We start from the raw sequence: 18,436 nt of genomic DNA on the forward strand, positions 1-18,436 counted from the left end.
AATAAATCACTTTTAGTATTGTTATAGCAGTCTATAAATCAACAAATTAAAACACATGAGCAAACTATACTTAATTCGGAGTACTACATACTTCTTTGTTTTGCTTTTACTATTCAGTTTAGCATCCTGCAAAAAAGATAAAGTTACTTCGGGGTCATCAGCAGCAATTATGGCTACCCCTACCAAGCTTGGGCTTTACGAGGCTGATTCGGCCCAGTACAAAGCATTGTACATAGATATTTCGAAAGTAGGCACGCAAGCTATTACAGATTATTTGGTATTTGATACTGGTTCGGGCGGAATGGTTATTGATGCTAAAGATATTTTACCAACTTCTATGGTAACCAGTTCTGGTTTTAACTTTACCGGAGATTCAACTGTTGTTGATGGCATTACGATTACTAATCAAAAATCAACAGTTTCTTACGGTGATGATGATACTTTTACCGATAAAGTTTACGGAAACCTGGCTTATGCTTCTGTTACTATAGGTAATAGCCAAGGTAATGTTGTGATTAAACGTTTACCATTTTTTCTCTATTACAAAGCTGTGGATGATGATGGGCATAGCTACCCACAAGGGTATTTTAACGTTTTTGGTGTATCGCCCGAACATGATCTTACTTTTTCAAACAACGTTTATCTCACTAGTCCGTTCAGCTACTTTGACCCCGGAACTGGTTTAACTAAAGGTTTTAAACTGGCAGCAATAGGAACGAGCAATTTTTCGTATGATGGTACTTATGTAGCTGGCATAGTTAGTTTAGGACTAACCTCTTCTGATCTTTCTTCATCCTCCTTCACCATGCACCAGCTCACCAGCTATCGTAATTATGGCTACATCCCTTATATTACATCAACCATTAATTATAAAAGCAAAAGCCTTTCAACAAACGTCCTTTTTGATACCGGCACTACTGGTTATAGCTACATTGCTGACAAATCAGCCACTGCAACAACCCTTTTGCCATTGAACTCTTCGGTAAGTTTAGCTACTAGTTCAAGCTTTAACTACGCTTATACCATAACGGCTAATAATAATTTAACATACGTTGACCCGCAAACGAGCACTACAGTAATCAGCAGTGATTTTTTCCTAAACAATGAATATTTGCTGGATTATAGCAGTAATCGTATAGGATTAAAAAACAATTAAATACTCAATTAAGACACTTAGTTGTACTATCAATGATTGTTGTTGATCACACCTATCTAGGTGTGCTTTTTTAATTCACAAAAAATATGCTATTTAATAATTGCCTAATAATTATATAAGCTGAATTACATAACTTTAAGGACAACAAAGCCGTAAAAACCAATTTTAAATTATGCTCTTATCACTCAAAGTGCAAGGAACTATAAATTCTTTAAAAAGAATTTATCAGCACAAATCTAAACTCCTTATCAGTGTTACTGCACTCTCCCTTTTGCTTTCAGCTTGTAAGAAAGACAAAGAGGTAACTGCAACAGTAGCTCCTACACCTTTAGCAACTATAGGCTTATATAAATATCAATCATCAAGCAGCACAGCAAAAAGAATATTTGTTGATATCAACAAAATTGGTACAGTAACTTTAAACTATGCCGCTACTTTTGATACTGGTTCACCAGGTTTAGTATTTGATGCCACTGGTGTGCTACCCGCATCTATGATTACCAGCTCGGGCATACAAATTACCGGCGATTCAGTAAGCGTTAATGGTATTACGGTGACCTCCAGAACGGCTGTGGTTAAGTATGGCGTAAGCCCTAACATTGTTTCACAATATGGTAACCTAGCTTATGCAACAGTTACCTTGAGTGATGATAACAATAATACCGTAACTACTAAACGGATTGCTTTTTTCTTGTATTACAAAATTGTTGATAGTGATGGAACAACTGAGCCCGCACATTCGGGAGATGTTTTTGGGGTGTCAACTGGCAGTAATGCTTTTACCGAAGTAGTAAGTCCGCTGGATGGTTTCAAACTGCCAACTAATGTAACTAGTGGTTTTAAGCTGTCTGCCATTAGCAACAGTAACTTTTCACCAAGTTTATATTTCCAGTCCAATTTATTAACCATTGGCTTAGTTCCTAATGATTTAAGTTCAGCTGGTGGCTTCACTATGCACCCACTTACCTATGTTTCAGGATATGGTTATCTGCCTAATATACCGGCTACAATAACTTATGGTGGCAAAAGCATTTCTACTGAGGTAGTATTTGATACTGGTAATCCTTCAACTGCCATAATTGAAGACCGTACCGCGAGTGCTTTAGGTCAGCTTCCAGCGAATACAAGTGTAACTGTTACTACTACAAAAGGCTTTAGTTATACTTATACAACTAGCAGTACAGCTAACTTAACCGAAGTGTTAAACCCCAATGTTACGGGTGATTATCGTAGTGTTTTAGCTATTGATTTCTTTTTTACCAATCTGTATTTAACAGATTATGCTAACCATCAAATCGGCTTGAAAAAGCAGTAATCAAGTTAGCATACATCTATATAAAATGGCTCCTTAAATATAACATAAGGAGCCATTTTCATTTATCTTGCGTCTCGCTTCTAAAGCCCTGAAAAATAATCGTAACCTCGTTCGGCCCAATAGTCAGGCGGCCGTTGGTTACTGAAGTATAGTGTGCCTATACGTTTCAGATTTTTAATGCCGTATTTAGTAGGAATGATTAAACGTAATGGTGCACCATGCTCAGGTGAAAGCGGCTGGCCGCTTACTTCATAGCAAAGCAACGTTTGCGGATGCAGGGCACTGGGCATATCAATACCTACATAGTATTTGTTATCAGGGGTGTGCATACCTACATACTCCATTTTGGCTAATTCCTGCAAGCCAAAATGATGAACAAAGTCACTAAACTTTACGCCTCCCCAATGGCTGATCTGACTCCATCCTTCTACACACTTAAATTCAAAGGCAAATTCGGTTTTGGGTAATTTTTTAAGTTCATTCAACGTAATTTGCTGGGTTTCATTTGCACTTTTTACCAGGTTTAATGCCCAGCTTTCAATGTTTTTATCTGTAATACCTAGTTTACCATTTAGCCGAGGCTTTTTAGCCGCCATAACTTTAGGATAAGTACGTGATAGATGATTAGGTTTAACTGCACCTTCAAACAAGCATCCGTTAGCATCCAGTACTCTACGCAATGAAGATTTTGCACCAGCCGTAGCTGTGGCTATTTCACGCGCACTATGATAAACGGATTCCCAACCCCAATATGCTAGTCCTGCTCCTGCCAAAAACGTGATAGACGACAAAAATGTACGCCGGTTTATTTTCTTCTTATCGTAAGGTTCAGTGTTGAGTGGCAGTTTATCGAACTTATCTTCCGGTTTATTTTTCATCATCTGCTTTCTTTGAAACTATCGGTACAATTTGTTCATCGGTCACTTCAAAGCCTCGTATCATACTAATAAAGTTCTGCCAGCCAGCTATGATTACCTGTACTATGTGAATGATAAAAAACAGGCAATAGCCTACGGTTAATGTAAAATGTATAAGCCGTGCAGTTTTATATCCTCCTAGCACAAAGGTAAGCCAACTAAACTGCGCAGGCTTGTAAATAGCCAAACCTGTAAGCAGTGATCCTACTCCCATGATTATAACTGCAGAATAAGCTATGCGTTGTGCAGCATTGTACTTGTTTTGTGGTGGTGCAGTTTTGCGCAGGTGTAAATCGTGTAATAGAACCAACCAAGCATCCCGCCAAGAATGTTTTTGCGGCAGCAAATACCGCCACTCACCCGATACTATAGTGTATAACACATACAAAAAGCCGTTTATTGCAAACAACCACATGAAAACAAAATGATAAGCCATTCCTTCGGCCAATCGGGCATTGATTTTATACTTATGATAGAACCATTCCGGAAAGAATTTGATTACTGTTGTACCAAACAGTTTGATAGCGTAAGGGTCATAAGCCCAATAAATGAGTATGCCGCTCCAGATCATGATGGCTAATAAAGGAAAGTTAAGCCAATGAAACCAGCGGATAGCCAATGGATGCTTATGAACAATGTAGCGCATAAATTTTGAGTAAGCCAGAATATAAATTTATGTTCAGGAAGTTACAAATATCGGATTATGCCCAACAAAAAAGCGCCATAACTTATTTGTTATAGCGCTTTTCAGAATATGTAAGTTGTCTTATTCTTCTATCTCTAGTTTGCCTTCCACTGAATCATCAATGGTTTTGCCGATTACAGCACCAGCAGTTTGCTTTAACAAAGCAATGGCATTGCCATGTTTATTATCCCAGTAATAACCTTCAGTAGGTTCTACTTTGATTACAGTGATGCGCGAATCATCTTCCCCTTCGGTAAACCAAGTTTTCAAAATCGGCTCCCAAAGTTCTTTGATCTTTTCTTTGTCTTTGCTGATTTCAGCCAAACCATAAATATTTAAAAAGTCGGAATGAGCAGATCCTTGAAACAATAAATGTACAAAAGGATCATGTGATACTTCCTCATTTTTATGACTATCATCGGCGCTCAAAAACCAAAAAAAGCCTTGATCGTCAATTTTTTGAACCGACATAGGGCGGATTGACAAAGGCACACCTGTTTTTATATTGGTGATAAAAAAGCAGGATTTGGCTTGCTCAGCTAACTCTTTTATTTTTTTATTGGCGTCTTCGCCATGCAGGTTTTGGATATTATCTTCCGGCTGCTGTTGATTAATGCTGTCCATAATAATGTTTAACGGTAAATATTAGCAATAACCCCCCGAACTGTTTTTTGTGTGGAAGTTTTTTTGATTTAAAGAATACTGCTACAAAATTGCAGTAAGAAACTTGTAATCATTAAACGCTACAGTTAATGTATAAATCCTAAACTTTCAACTACAGACATTCATGCGGTTAACCCGCTCCATTCAGGCTTCTGAACTCAAACTATAACTCATCGGTTCGGCTATTGGCACAAGTTCAATCATCTTTGTAGGGTTGCGTTCTGCATAGTTCATAACCATATTTTGCATATAATCATTACCGGGGTATGGTGTTAAATGATTTTTCAGCTGCGCCAAGCTATTCACTTCAAAGTATTGTGAAATATAACCCATACCATAAAACCGGCCTTCTTCAATCAGAATACAGCTGTGCTCATCATTGGTACGGCCCTCATCTCTAATGGCAAAGGTAGGTAGCGATAGTTTCAATCCCTCAATAGCCTGATTTACTTTCTGATTGTAATCGGTAGCGGCTTGATGCCCTTCACAAGCGCATACTTCGCCACTAGCACCGGTACAAGTTTCCGTATTGGTTTGTATATGGCAAAACTTAGGGCAAAGCTCAAATTGGTCAATCAACTTTAATAAAATATTGCGACCATGCAGTAAGGAACTACAGGTATGTACCGGAACCGAGTATTTGCGGCGTTTATCTACAGCCAAGCGCAAATAACCGCGCTGATCCTCATAAGTATAAATACCAAAGTTAAATTCTAGCTTTTTTTGCGATCGGTTGAATGGTGGCCACAATCTTTTTATCTCTACTGCCTCAGTCAGTAAAGCCATTAGTTCGGTACCACATTCCTGGTAACTGATACGATGAATATGCCGCATGAACTCCTGTCGTTGTGCTCCGGAATTGTTGCCGCTAAAGTGACTAGCTACTCGCTTTTTAATGTTTACCGCTTTACCTACATAAACTACCTTCCCCTTCTGGTCATGAAAATAGTACACCCCTGGGGTAGGCGGCAGTTTATCCATAAACTTGCGGTGCAGGTTGGGCGGCAATACCTGTTCTTTTGAACGCTGCTTTAGCGCTTCTGGAATAGCATTCTCTGCATCCTTCTGTAATAAGAGCGTGAATAGTTCGGCTGTGGCATCGGCGTCTCCACCCGCACGGTGCCTACCCGAATTAGTGATACCGATATGATGACATAACTTGCCTAAACTATAAGATGGCATGCCCGGCATTATTTTACGGCTCAGGCGTACGGTACAGAGCTTATTGCATTGTAAATCGTATCCGGCAGCTGCCAGATGGTATTTAACAAAGGAATGATCGAAATTAACGTTATGCGCCACGAAAATATGACCTTGTAGCAGATGATAAATATCGTATGCTACTTCTTTAAATACAGGTGCTGTGGCCACCATCTCATTACTGATACCCGTAAGCGCCTGTATATATACCGGTATTTCTTTACCCGGATTTATTAACGTTTGATAACGCTTTACTACTTCATTTCCATCATGAATACATATTGCTATTTCCGTAATACCATTTGCACTGGCATGACCACCTGTAGTCTCAATATCAACAATCGCGTACATTCATTCAAAAATAATGAAATTATTTTTGCTAAACTTATTAGCGATATGTTTTTAATTATTATGACAAATAGGTTAAGAGCAACTACTTAATCAATGAAGAATTATAGATTTAATTTGGACCTGTTGTACAAAAAATAAGGTTATTGAGTGCAATACACAAAACTGTATTACACTCAATAACCTTTAACCTTGATTGTGCTTTAGAAAGAAGTAGATAGATAATTAATTACCTACGCGACCACCATTGCCGGTTTCTTTACGTAAGCCGCCTTGCTGACCTCCGGCTCCCTTACCACCTTTGCCTTTTTTTCCACCACCTTGCTGATCGTTTGCATTGCTACCACCAGTTTGGTCGCCATGTTCGCCAACACGCTCGCGACCCAGGTGCTGTTCGCCGGGAGCTAAACCACCCTGGCTACCTCCCTGCTGATCGCCACCGCCTTGCTTAGCTGATTGGTTGCCTTGCTGATTAGACTGGCCGCTTCCAGATGCCTGGTCCTGCCCATTCTGGCTTTGGGCATTTTGCTTATCGTTTACAGGCTGCCCATCACGTATTTCGTCAGTTGCAGCTTTTACAATCCGGTCGCCAGGGTTCAGTTCTTTACTATAGATCTCTATTACGTCTTTGCTTTGCAAGCCACGCTGAACATCTATCCATTCTGCACGGCGTTGTTTATCAATTCGTACCACGAACACCCGCTCTGTTGATTGTACTACTGCAGTTTTTGGCACAATAAAGGTACTATCATGAGTCTCCAGCGGTACATTAACTTCGGCATACATACCCGGCAGCAACCGCCTGTTGTTGTTGTAAACATCCATCTCCAAACGTTCAGAACGCAGGCGGGTATCTAATGCCCCAGCTAAACGCTTAATACGTGCTTTGAATTTCTCATTAGGTAACGAACGGACTGTAAATTCAACCTCTTGTTTATTGTTTAAACCGCCGGTATTTAGCTCGGGTACTGATATCACTAAACGTAGCTTGGTTTGCTCCTGCACCACAAACAGCGGCATTGCACCGCCCTGCGCACCTGGCCCAACATAGGCGCCTAAGTTAGCATTACGGGTACTTACTACCCCATCAAACGGTGCTTTAATTTGTAAATATTGCAAGTTGGCAGCTACTTCCCGATAAGATGCTTTTGCAGCCTGTACATTAGCATAATCAGAATTTTTACGAGCTTCAGCCTGATCTAAATCATTTTGGGCTACGGTACCAGGGGTTTTACTGGTGTTGTATAAACGGTCGTAGTTGGCTTTGCTGGCTAAATACAAAGCTTCCTGCTGCTTAATGCGTGATTGTGCTGCTGCTAGCTGCGAATTAATTTCAGGTGCTTCTAGTATAGCCAGTAATTGGTTTTTATGTACCTCTGTACCTACATCAACTAAATACTTTTTTACGTAGCTGTTAATTTTAGCGTATAAACTTACTTCGTTATAAGGCATTAATTCGCCCGGCACCTGTAGGGTTGATGATAGCTTGCCTTTTTTAATTGTATCTACCTGAACAGGCGGCACTTCAATATCAGACTGTTGTTGAACTTCACGTTCTTGCGAGGCTTTTTCCTGCTTATTACCACCACAGGCACTCATAGCCAGCCAGCCGGCCAAAACTAGTGTTGATGCAAAGGTTGATTTATTTTTTAGATGATTCATCGTCAACGTATTCATAGCTTTATTTATGCTCTGTTTGCATGTTTTGTATTAAACCGGTATGCTGGCCGTCTTGCTTGTGTTTATCTTGATTATCAGGTTTATGACCGTCTTTATCTTCTCCATGATACATGGGTACATAAAACTTACTTTCTCTATCTTCAGGGTCAAGCGATACGGAATCAGTTGAAGTGTTACCTTGTACCCAGGCAAACACCAACGGTAATATGACTACAGCAGCAAAGGTTGAAAATAACAGACCACCAATTACAGCACGACCCAGCGGAGAGGTTTGATCACCACCCTCACCCAGACCCGATGCCATTGGAATCATACCCACCAACATGGCCAAACTGGTCATTAGAATTGGACGTAAACGTAAAGCGATAGCCTCACGTGCTGACTTTAAGGCATCGCCATTAAACTTGCGCAATTCTTCAGCATTGGTAACTAATAGCACCGCATTGGAGATAGATACCCCTACCGACATAATCATACCCATGTATGATTGCAGGTTTAGCGTAGCACCTGTTAACTTCAGCAATAAAAGGGAGCCTAAAATAACTGCCGGCACGGTAGATAATACCACCAGTGATACTTTAAATGATTGGAAGTTGGCAGTAAGCATTAAATAGATTACTATAATAGCTACCAACAAACCGGTTTGTAAGCTACCCAATGTATCGGTTAAAGTCTGCGTTAAACCCCGTGGTTCGATAGTCAGTCCCCGCGGTAATTTACCCAATGATTTCAGTGACTCCTGTACATCATCGGCAGCCGAACCCAAGTCTTTTTTGTTGATATTAGCAGTTACCGATAAGGTAGGTATAGCGCCAATATCATCATTTTCGCCAAAAGTTGTGTCGGGTTTAATGTCAGCCACATCGCTTAACACGGGCCTTGGCTGGTTAGGCATAACCGGGATTTCACGAATATCATTTGTGCTGGCCATTTGGTATTCCGGAACTTCAACCTGCACATTATAACTCAAGCCCACTTTTTCATCCAACCATACGTTCTTTTCTGTAAAACGTGATGATGAAGTAGAGGCAATCAGAGAACGTGAAATATCATTCATACTTACGCCCAACTGTGCGGCACGTACACGATCAATATTAATATCAATAGCGGGGTATTGGTAAGATTGCCCAATTTGCACATCCCGGAGGTAAGGGATTTGCTTTAGCTTTTCCAGCACCTTTTTAGCATAAGCAACGTTTTGCTTTTTGTTTTTGCTCGATATAGCCACTTCTACCGGCGTAGGCGATCCTTGACTTAATATTTTATCTGTCAGTTCTATTGGCTCAAATGATACTTTAACCGTAGGCAGTTCTTTTTTTACATAAGCTCTGAACTGCTCTTTTAAATCGTCTAAGTTGCCATCAAAATCTTCAGTTAAGTTCACTTGCATTACTGCCTCTTGCGGGCCGGCCATAAACAGGTAAATTGGACTGGTAGAAAACTGTGAAGGATGCTGACCAACGAAAGATGAGGTTACGGCAATTTTATCCTTACCTACCATACGCTCTAAAATTTGTAGGGCTCGTATGGTAATTGCTTCTGTACGCTCCAAACGGGTGCCATCCGGTGCACGTAAACGTACCTGGAAGGTACCAGAGTTTACTTTCGGCAATACGTCACGCCCAATAATAGTAAACATGAGTGCGGCTAATGCTACAGTAACTATTACGTAAATACCTACTATCCATTTACGCTTAGGCAACATACTATCCATTCTGCGCAAAAACCATAAACGGAACTTATCGAAACGAGTTTCTTTATGTTCACCATCTTTGCCATGGTCATGATGTTCTTCCGTTGCCTGTTGAGCGGTTTTCTCCTTCTCTTCTTCCATGCTACCTTCATCCTCGCGGGCAAAATCTTTCTTTTCATGGTCGTTTTTCATGAGCCAATTAGCCATTACCGGCACAAAGGTTTGCGCCAGCAGGTATGAAGTAATCATGGAAAAACCAATGGCTAATGATAATGGTAAGAACAATGCTCCGGGAATACCTTTCATAGTGAAGGCCGGTGCAAACACCGCCAGAATACAGAACAGGATTAACAATTTTGGAAAAGCAATCTCCTTACAGGCATCCCAAATAGCTAAAGCTTTAGGTTTACCCATATCAAAATGCTGGTGAATATTCTCAATCGTCACTGTTGATTCATCCACGAGGATACCAATAGCTAGCGACAAACCACTCAACGTCATGATATTGATCGTCTGCTTAAATAGGTATAAAAACAGGATACCTGAAATGATACAGGCCGGGATGGTCATGATTACAATTAAAGCTCCCCGGCGGTCGCCCAAGAAAAGCAACACCATCAAACCAGTTAGTACTGCACCAATACCCCCTTCTTCGGCCAAACTTTTTACGGCGTTAATTACATAAACTGATTGGTCAAACTCATATGAAAGCTTTACATCTTCGGGTAATAAAGCCTGAAAGCGCGGAATAGCTTTTTTTAGATTTTGTACCACTTCCCAAGTGGAAGCATCAGATGATTTGGTGATAGGCAGATAAACAGAACGTTTGCCGTTAACCAAGGCATAGCTACTGGTAATATCAGCGCCATCTTCAACCGTTGCTACATCGCGTAAAAACACTGTTTGTATACCATTACGGTACAGTGGTATATCACCAAAATTTTTAATAGCTTTTATAGTCGTATTAGTTGGCGTAACATAGTTATAATCGCCAATACGTACGTTACCAGCCGGCGAGTTCTGGTTATTATCACGTAATGAAGCTACAATCTGGTCGGGTGTTAAGTTGTGCGAACGTAATAAGCCCGGATCTACCTTGATCACTACAGTACGGGTATTACCTCCAAACGGTGCGGGTGATACCAGACCGGGTACTGAAGTAAATGACGAACGCACATATACGTTAGCCAAATCCAGCAGTTCGTTATTGCTCCGTGTTGGGCTGGTTAATACTAACTGACCTACTGGCAATGTTGAAGCGTCAAACCTTAAAATAAACGGCGGTTGCGTACCAGGCGGAAAAATTGCTTGGGCACGGTTCGTATATGCCGTCACTTCGGCAGCAGCCTGCGCCATGTTGGTACCTTCGTAAAAGGTAAGCTTAATTAACGTTAAGCCTTGTATATTACGTGTTTCAATACTTTTTACCCCAGATACATACAACAGCAAGTTCACATATTGCTTACCGAAATACGATTCCATTTGGTTAGGTGTGTAACCACCATAAGGGTGTGATACATAAATAACCGGCAGGTTCAAGTCAGGGAAGATATCAATCTTAATACTACGAACGGCATTGATACCAAAGAAGAACAGTCCGGCTACGAGAACCAATACCGTAATCGGTCTTTGTAATGCGCCTTTAATGAGTCCCATATATTTATTACTGTATTGGTTATCTTAAAAATTGTTAATGAATATGGAAAAATCGCCTGTGGCAGCCGATTTAAACAGCAATGCCTGCCAAACATTGTTGAAGGCAATAAAACTATCGGTTTCGGCACGGTTTAGCGCGAATAAGGCTTCGGCATAATCAGTGATGGTAGCTAGGCCATTGCGGTACAATGCCGTTTTTTGGTTGAAAGCATCATTAGCAGCTTTAATTTCTACCGGTGCTTCTTTTGCATTTTTTACAGCATTACTGATACGTGTTTCAGCAAATACCTGCTGGTTTATTAATTGCTGGTTGGTTAAATCGTACTCATTCCGGTACTGTTCTGATGTCAGCTTCTGCGAGCGTACCTGGTAGCGGGTTCTGAATATGGTACTCACATTCCATACTACTGCTACACCAGCCAGATAATTGAACCGTGTTGGATCAACCCCACTGCCATAGCTGCTGGTATAAGGAACTGGTTGTGTGGTACTCAAAACTGCCTGAAAACCGGAACCACGCCCTTGAAACACGCCGAACAATGTAAAAGTTGGATAAGCGAAAGTACGCTGATAGCGTGCCTGCTCATTACTTACATTAATGCGGCTTTGATAAAATTGCAGGAAAGGGTGGTTTTCTAACCGAACACGTGCAGGCGGATCGGGCACGGCAGGCGATTTAGTAGCAAACGTACTATCCAGAATATAATCCTGGGGTGTAGGTGCCAAACCTAAGTATTGCGAAAGTTGATTTACCTGCTCTTGCTCGTTTTGCTGCGCATTATTTAACAAAATGCGTGCATTAGAAACCTGTGCATTAACAAACGAAGAATCAACACCGGGATTTAAACCGTTTTTTACTCGAGTTACTACTACTTTCTGTATTTCTAAAGTACGGTTCAAGTTATCTTGCTGTACGGCTACCAAGCGCTGAGCGGCCAACACATTCAGGTAAGCTGCAGCTATTCTGATTTTATGTTGAAATACTTGTTGACCTAAATCGGCAGTATCACGGTTAACTACCATTTTTTGTACTTTAACCTTTTCGATAGCTCTGCCGAAAGCAAAGAAGTCCCAGTTTACATTAGTTAAATATAAAGCACCAAATGCGGCATTCCAGTTCTGCGTGGTTTGTGCCGGCCCCGAAGATGCTACTGCTAAACCACGATAACCAAACAGCGGCCCGTTTTGCCCGTTGATGGTACCATAATCTTGTTGTGCAGAAAGGTTGAAATCAGGCAGATATTCTGTTTTCGTTTCAGATAGATAAGCCCTGGATGATTTAAGCTGGCTTTGCTTTGCTTTAATGGCGGGATAGTTGTCAACTCCAAGTTCAATAGCTTCTTTCATTCCCAAAGCTTTTACCTGTGCTGTAACCGTTGCACTAAAAAACATACCAGCAATTACGATATATAAGCGAATTGCTATTTTGTTAAACATCAGAAAGATTTATTACAATACACAAAGGTAAAGGTAAGTCGTATATGAATAAAATGAATTATTTTTGTATGTGTTATTAATATTTGTAATATGAATGTTGCACTGCATCACTTTAAATTAGTAGATACCATATTTAAAGAAGGTACGCTTACTAAAGCTGCCTCTACTTTAAACTTAACGCAGTCGGCACTTAGCCATCAATTGAAAGAATTGGAAAGCACACTGGAAATAGAAGTATTTCACAGGCAGGGTAAAAGATTGCATTTATCTGAAGAAGGGTTTCGCTTTTTAAAAAGTGCCGAAAAAATTCTGGCAGAAATTAAGCAACTGGAAGAAGATTTACAGAACTTGAAAAATGGCAATACCGGCAAATTGAATATCAGCTTGCAGTGCTACACTGCTTACCATTGGTTGCCTTTTATTGTTAAACATTATAAAACACAATTTCCGGCCATTAATATTCATATTGCTTCTGAAGCAACCCGTAGGCCGCTTGAGTATTTATTGCGTGGTGAAGTGGATGTTGCTATAGTACGAACTCAGATAGTAAATACTAAAATCAAATACGAGGCTGTATTTGAAGACCAATTAATTGCTGTAGTACCTGCGGACCATCCGTTAGCGGCAAGAACCCATATTGAGATTGCTGATTTTGAAAACCAAGAACTGATTTTGCCTTTGTATGACCCATCATACCAGGACACTCCTGTTATTGAAAGTCAGATACAGGTACAACAGGTAAAGCCCAAAACGCTGCACCGTATACATTATACAGATGCTACGCTAGAAATGGTAAAAGCGGGTTTAGGTATTACTGTTATGGCAGATTGGATTGTAAAGCCCTACTTAGAAGGTACTAATTTAGTTACCTTGCCCCTGCCTGAAAAAATAGCCCGACGCACCTGGTATGCAGCTACCTGCCGCCAAACACCGGCGGTTGAATATTTTATAGAATGTTTGAAAATGTACTTTGCCGATGAACCTGAAAACGAAGACAGGAAGTTGTTATTAGTTTAAATTAAACCCAATATTTTCTGGACTGCATTTCTGCCGCTCACCAACGCTGCCTCCACTGTGCCCATAGCTGTACCCTGGTACATGAACTCACCAGCCAGATAAATAGTGTCTGCTATTGGTTCGCTCAATACCTGTAAAGCTTGTGGGGTTTGCACTGTATCATACGTGTACGAGCCTCGTGTATAAGGTTCGGCCGTCCAGTTAGCTACATGCCAGGCAATCAGATGGGCTTTTAATTCTTCCGGGCTCCGGTTAAAAACATGAGCTAATGATTGTAAACTCTGCTGTAAAATCTCTTCAGGTGAAGCATTTGCCCATTGCTGTGATGCAGGTCCGGCTAACCACCCGGTAAGTAAAGCGGTATGTTGCGGTAATTGAGTCCACCAGGTAGGCACCACTTCGTCGCTGAATAAAAACTCCATGTTTTTTAAACTATGCCCCACCAACTCTTCAGTAACCTCATCTTCCCAAAAAATAGTATCAAACCGCAACAATATTTTAATAACGGAACCAAAGCCCAATTGCTGCAAAGCTTCTGTTTGTGCGTCAATGCCAGGAGAAAAGGAAATTGCACCATGGGTATCAGCAGGAGCCTGCCAAACACCTAAGGGCAATGCTAAAATTATCTGCTTGGCCTCATACTGTTCTTTATCCGCGGTATATACCTTTACCTGGCCGGGCTGCCAATGTACTTCCTTAACCGGAGCATTCAAATATATAGCACCACCAGCCGCCTTAAACTCAGCAACCAAATATTGTATTAAAGCACAGTAACCACCTTCAATCCTGTATTGTGCATCTTCGTCTTCATTTTGCCATTCGCGTTGTAAAGCCAGCACACTAATCCGGTCTGGGTCCCCAGTGTCATAGCCACCAGCATACCGCCGCACTGAATCTTTAAGTTCTTCAAATTTAGGATCAACAAAATGCTGCTCCAAAAACTCATTTAGCGTAGCATCTTCCTGCTGGGCATTCATTTTTTTCATCAACAAATCCCATCCTTCAATCATGCCTGCATCCTGAGTAAAGGTACCTGCACGGTACTGCCACATTTCACCGCCGATAGGATGATACGCAATGTTGGCCTGCTGCAATAACCCCAAAGTTAGCGGTAAGTTACCATGTACAAACTCGGCACCCAATTCAGCATGTTTAAAAAACGAAGCACGATCAATAGTGTGAATACGGCCACCAGTACGGTTGCAAGCTTCCAATACAGTAACCCGCTTGCCTGCTTTAGCCAAGGTATAAGCTGCCATCAGTCCGGCCGCACCAGCCCCAATAACAAGTATATTCGCCTGTTCCATAGTGTAGATGATGCAAATTAAGAATTTATTTTTAAAGCAAGTTATTTAAAGATCGCCAAGGCTTTGTATGTCTATAGTGCATCTGCTTTATATATAGTAAACCCGCTTGCCTTTATTTAATTAGCCCCTTACAGGCTATGAGTACCGGAATTTATTTATTATTGCTATAAAATTTCAATTGATAATGCCCATTAAAGTAATTGCCTTTGATGCCGATGATACCCTTTGGGTAAATGAACCCTATTTCAGGAATACAGAAGAAAAGTTCTATAATTTGTTTAACGAGTATCTGCCTGCACATGAAATTGAGCGGGAGCTGATGAGAATAGAAATTGGCAACCTGCCCCTGTATGGTTACGGTATTAAAGGCTTTGTCTTATCCATGATGGAAACCGCTTTGCAAATTACTGGCAACCACGTTAATGCTGAAGCGGTAAACAAAATATTGGACTTAGGCAAAGAAATGCTGAATGAGCCAATTGAATTGCTAGAAGGCGTTGAAGAAGTTTTGCAAGCTTTACACCCACATTACCGACTGGTAGTTGCCACCAAAGGCGACTTGCTAGACCAAGAACGAAAACTCAAAAAATCGGGCTTGGCGCATTACTTTCACCATATTGAAATTATGTCGGAAAAAGATGAAACCAGTTACCTGAAACTTATACGCCACCTGGATATACAACCAGATGAATTGTTAATGATTGGCAATTCCCTCAAATCAGACATCATTCCGGTACTGAACGTTGGAGGCCATGCCATACATGTACCTTACCATATTACTTGGGTACACGAGCAGGTAGAAAAGCAGGTTGAACACGATCACTTTAAAAGTGTAACCCACATTAAAGAGGCTTTACCTTATCTAATAAGCTAAAATCTATTATTCGCTGCGTAAACTTTTAATGGGGTTAGCAGTAGCTGCTTTAAACGTTTGAACACTCATAGACAATAAAGCAATTAACAAAACTATAATTATAGCTAAAGCAAATATCCATATACTGATGCTGGTATGATAGGCATAATCCTGCAACCATTGGTTCATGGCATACCAGGCAAAGGGTAAAGCTATTACAAACCCAATCACAATCAACTTAACAAAATCTGTTGTAAGTAAGGCTATAATCTGGCTTATGCCAGCTCCCATAACTTTGCGAATGCCAATCTCCTTGGTACGCTGGTTAGTAGTAAAAATAGCCAACCCTAGTAACCCTAAACAGCTAATCAGGATAGATATTACGGTAGCCCAGTTGAGTAATTGTGCTGTATTTTGCTCAGCCTTGTAAAACCTGGCAATACTTTCATCCACAAACCTAAACTCAAAATCGTTATCTGGAAAAACCTGCTGCCAAGCATTTTGCATTTGTGCTAAAGCTGCTTTCCAACTTTCTGCCCCTGCCATTTGCGGCTTTAAAGCAATATGTATGGTGCGCATGTTTTTACCTGAACGGCCATAGCATAAAACCATAGGCTTAATGGCTTGGTGTAAAGATTTTTGGTAGAAGTCTGCCACTACGCCTATTATTTGTTCTCGCTTATGATCTACCGTTACCAACTGCCCTACAGCTTGTTCTGGTTTATTAAAGCCTAACAATTTAGCATAGGTTTGATTAATAATGAAGTTACTCGTACTATCTTGCGCCTGTAGGTTGCGGCCAGCCAAAAGTTTAATATGGTATACATTCAAGTAATTCGTGTCCGCAAACTTTAATTCTACGTCATTTTCATGCTCGGTTTTGCCATTAGTGTACCTGAAAGTAGTAGAATGCGAATTAGGGGAAGAAGGTGCATCGCCACCAAAACCTAAATTCTCAATTTGAGGTATGGCTTTTAGTTTATTACAATATACCTGCTTTAAGTCGGTATTTGCACTATTTACCGGAGTACGGATGTATAAAACGGCGTCCTTCTTAAAGCCTAAATCTTTGTTAACTATATAATGAATTTGCTTGCCTACTAACAAAGTAGTCATGATAAAAAACAAGGCTATAGCAAATTGAAACACCGTAAGCGATTTGCGCAGCATTAAAGCATTACCTTTAACATTGGGCATCCCGTGCTGGCTTTTTATAATTTGAACAGGCTGATACCCCGATAATATCAGAGCTGGATAAAACCCGGCTAGTAAGGTAATTACAACCATTAATAAAACAGCAAACAATAATATAGGCCAACTAAACAGTTGATGATACGTAATTCCAGCAGGTATGAAACTGCTGAATGCCTTAATTAAGTATATAGCCAGAAAAACAGAGATTAGAGTAGCAGCAAGCGTTAACAAAAATGTTTCGGTCAAGAGTTGCGCTACTAATTGCAACCGGGTTCCGCCTACAGTTTTGCGGATGCCTATCTCTTTCGCCCGTTGCGATGCTTGCGCAGTAGTTAAATTAATAAAGTTAATACACCCCAGCAATAACAAAAAAGCGGCAACACCCAGCAAACTGTACAATACAGATTTATTCGCCACACGCTGATCAAAGTTGTCAAAATCAGTATTAAAGTGCAGATCACTTAATGGTTGTAATTTAAAAACATGCGCTTCGGTAGCCTTGCTACTGCGGTTTGTATTTTTAGTAATCAGGGCATCTAATTGCTGTTTGATATTTTTTACAGCAGCTTGTTGATTGACTTTAATAAAAAGCTGGTCGAATGAAGAAGTATGCCCCCAAGCACCCACACCCGACGTTCCATCCATATCCCCTCCAGTAGAACTTATGGCTTCGTTTTTAAACGTAGTATAACTAATAAAATCGTGGAACTTAAAGTCTGTATTTGCATCCAGATCGGCTACAATACCTGTTACACTCAAGCGCAAGGTATCGTCGTAAACAATCACCTTGTTCAGAGTTTGCTTAGGCTGCATACCTGGAAAATACATTTTGGCGCGACTAGCTGTAAGCACTACACTATTGGGCTGCTGTAATGCTGTAACTGCCGTACCGGCCATCCAGTGATAAGGTATAAAGCTGAAATACTTTTGATCACATACTAAAATGTTGTCTGCATTCTTGAAAACTGTAGGTGTATTGTGGATGGTGGGAATACTAACACGAGCATCACCTTCACTATATACATGAAAAGGTGCTGCTGCTTGTACTCCTGTTATACCATTAATAACTTTATTGAGTGGGACCGGAACGCCGGAATTGTGGCTTACTTCACCTTGAAAAGAAATATCAGACACTATGCGATAAATACGGTTACCATCGGGCTGAAACTTTTCAAAGCTGAAATCATACTGTACTACCAAGTAAATTACAATAGCTGCACTAATGCCTATAGCTAACCCGATAATGTTAATCAGCGTAAACGACTTGTTTTTTAATAAGCTACGAAGGGCAGTTTTAAAGTAGTTTTTTAGCATA

At 40.6% G+C, this 18,436-nt stretch carries 13 protein-coding genes; 4 read left to right on the forward strand and 9 right to left on the reverse strand.

Features of this window, described 5'->3' with window-relative positions; genetic code table 11:
- Positions 1-55: 55 nt before the first annotated feature.
- Together HH214_RS00615 and HH214_RS00620 are read left to right on the forward strand one after the other, a co-directional pair.
- Complete coding sequence (locus HH214_RS00615) at positions 56-1,156, forward strand: hypothetical protein (RefSeq protein ID WP_169605493.1); 1,101 nt, start codon at positions 56-58, stop codon at positions 1,154-1,156.
- 172 nt (positions 1,157-1,328) lie between these two features.
- On the forward strand, positions 1,329-2,471 hold the full coding sequence (locus HH214_RS00620) for a hypothetical protein (protein WP_169605494.1): 1,143 nt from the start codon (positions 1,329-1,331) through the stop codon (positions 2,469-2,471).
- A gap of 80 nt (positions 2,472-2,551) precedes the next feature.
- On the opposite strand, the gene HH214_RS00625 is transcribed toward HH214_RS00620, so the two are convergent.
- The 7 genes from HH214_RS00625 to HH214_RS00655 form a co-directional block, all read right to left on the reverse strand.
- A complete protein-coding gene (locus HH214_RS00625) occupies positions 2,552-3,352 on the reverse strand; it encodes a molybdopterin-dependent oxidoreductase (RefSeq protein WP_248282175.1) in 801 nt (266 codons plus the stop codon).
- Positions 3,339-4,034: a cytochrome b/b6 domain-containing protein gene (locus HH214_RS00630; RefSeq protein WP_169605495.1), complete on the reverse strand. Its 696-nt coding sequence runs from the start codon at positions 4,032-4,034 to the stop codon at positions 3,339-3,341. The genes HH214_RS00625 and HH214_RS00630 overlap by 14 nt, the downstream gene beginning before the upstream one ends.
- A 120-nt stretch (positions 4,035-4,154) precedes the next feature.
- Positions 4,155-4,697, reverse strand: coding sequence for a pyridoxamine 5'-phosphate oxidase family protein (locus tag HH214_RS00635; RefSeq protein WP_169605496.1), 543 nt, complete (start codon positions 4,695-4,697; stop codon positions 4,155-4,157).
- A gap of 183 nt (positions 4,698-4,880) precedes the next feature.
- Positions 4,881-6,287 (reverse strand): exonuclease domain-containing protein, encoded by a 1,407-nt coding sequence (locus tag HH214_RS00640; protein WP_169605497.1) that lies wholly within the window; start codon positions 6,285-6,287, stop codon positions 4,881-4,883.
- A 222-nt stretch (positions 6,288-6,509) separates the two neighbouring features.
- Positions 6,510-7,946, reverse strand: a complete 1,437-nt coding sequence (locus HH214_RS00645) for an efflux RND transporter periplasmic adaptor subunit (protein WP_248282176.1) — start codon at positions 7,944-7,946, stop codon at positions 6,510-6,512.
- Positions 7,947-7,965: 19 nt separating this feature from the next.
- Positions 7,966-11,313, reverse strand: a complete 3,348-nt coding sequence (locus tag HH214_RS00650) for an efflux RND transporter permease subunit (RefSeq protein ID WP_169605499.1) — start codon at positions 11,311-11,313, stop codon at positions 7,966-7,968.
- Positions 11,314-11,337: 24 nt separating this feature from the next.
- Positions 11,338-12,750 carry a TolC family protein gene (locus HH214_RS00655; protein WP_248282177.1) on the reverse strand — a complete coding sequence of 471 codons (1,413 nt, stop codon included), beginning with the start codon at positions 12,748-12,750 and terminating at the stop codon, positions 11,338-11,340.
- 90 nt (positions 12,751-12,840) lie between these two features.
- On the opposite strand from HH214_RS00655, the gene HH214_RS00660 reads away from it, so the two are divergent.
- The gene (locus HH214_RS00660; RefSeq protein WP_169605500.1) at positions 12,841-13,767 is read left to right on the forward strand and encodes a LysR family transcriptional regulator; all 927 of its coding nucleotides are present in this window, start codon (positions 12,841-12,843) and stop codon (positions 13,765-13,767) included.
- On the opposite strand, the gene HH214_RS00665 is transcribed toward HH214_RS00660, so the two are convergent.
- Positions 13,764-15,074, reverse strand: coding sequence for a flavin monoamine oxidase family protein (locus HH214_RS00665; RefSeq protein ID WP_169605501.1), 1,311 nt, complete (start codon positions 15,072-15,074; stop codon positions 13,764-13,766). The two genes, HH214_RS00660 and HH214_RS00665, sit on opposite strands and share 4 nt — an antisense overlap.
- Before the next feature lie 184 nt (positions 15,075-15,258).
- On the opposite strand from HH214_RS00665, the gene HH214_RS00670 reads away from it, so the two are divergent.
- Positions 15,259-15,948, forward strand: coding sequence for an HAD family hydrolase (locus HH214_RS00670; protein WP_169605502.1), 690 nt, complete (start codon positions 15,259-15,261; stop codon positions 15,946-15,948).
- A 6-nt stretch (positions 15,949-15,954) separates the two neighbouring features.
- Here the strand turns inward: HH214_RS00670 and HH214_RS00675 are convergent, their stop codons facing one another.
- A complete protein-coding gene (locus HH214_RS00675) occupies positions 15,955-18,435 on the reverse strand; it encodes an ABC transporter permease (RefSeq protein ID WP_169605503.1) in 2,481 nt (826 codons plus the stop codon).
- Position 18,436: the final 1 nt, after the last annotated feature.

The sequence above is a fragment of the Mucilaginibacter robiniae genome (assembly GCF_012849215.1).
GTDB lineage: Bacteria > Bacteroidota > Bacteroidia > Sphingobacteriales > Sphingobacteriaceae > Mucilaginibacter > Mucilaginibacter robiniae.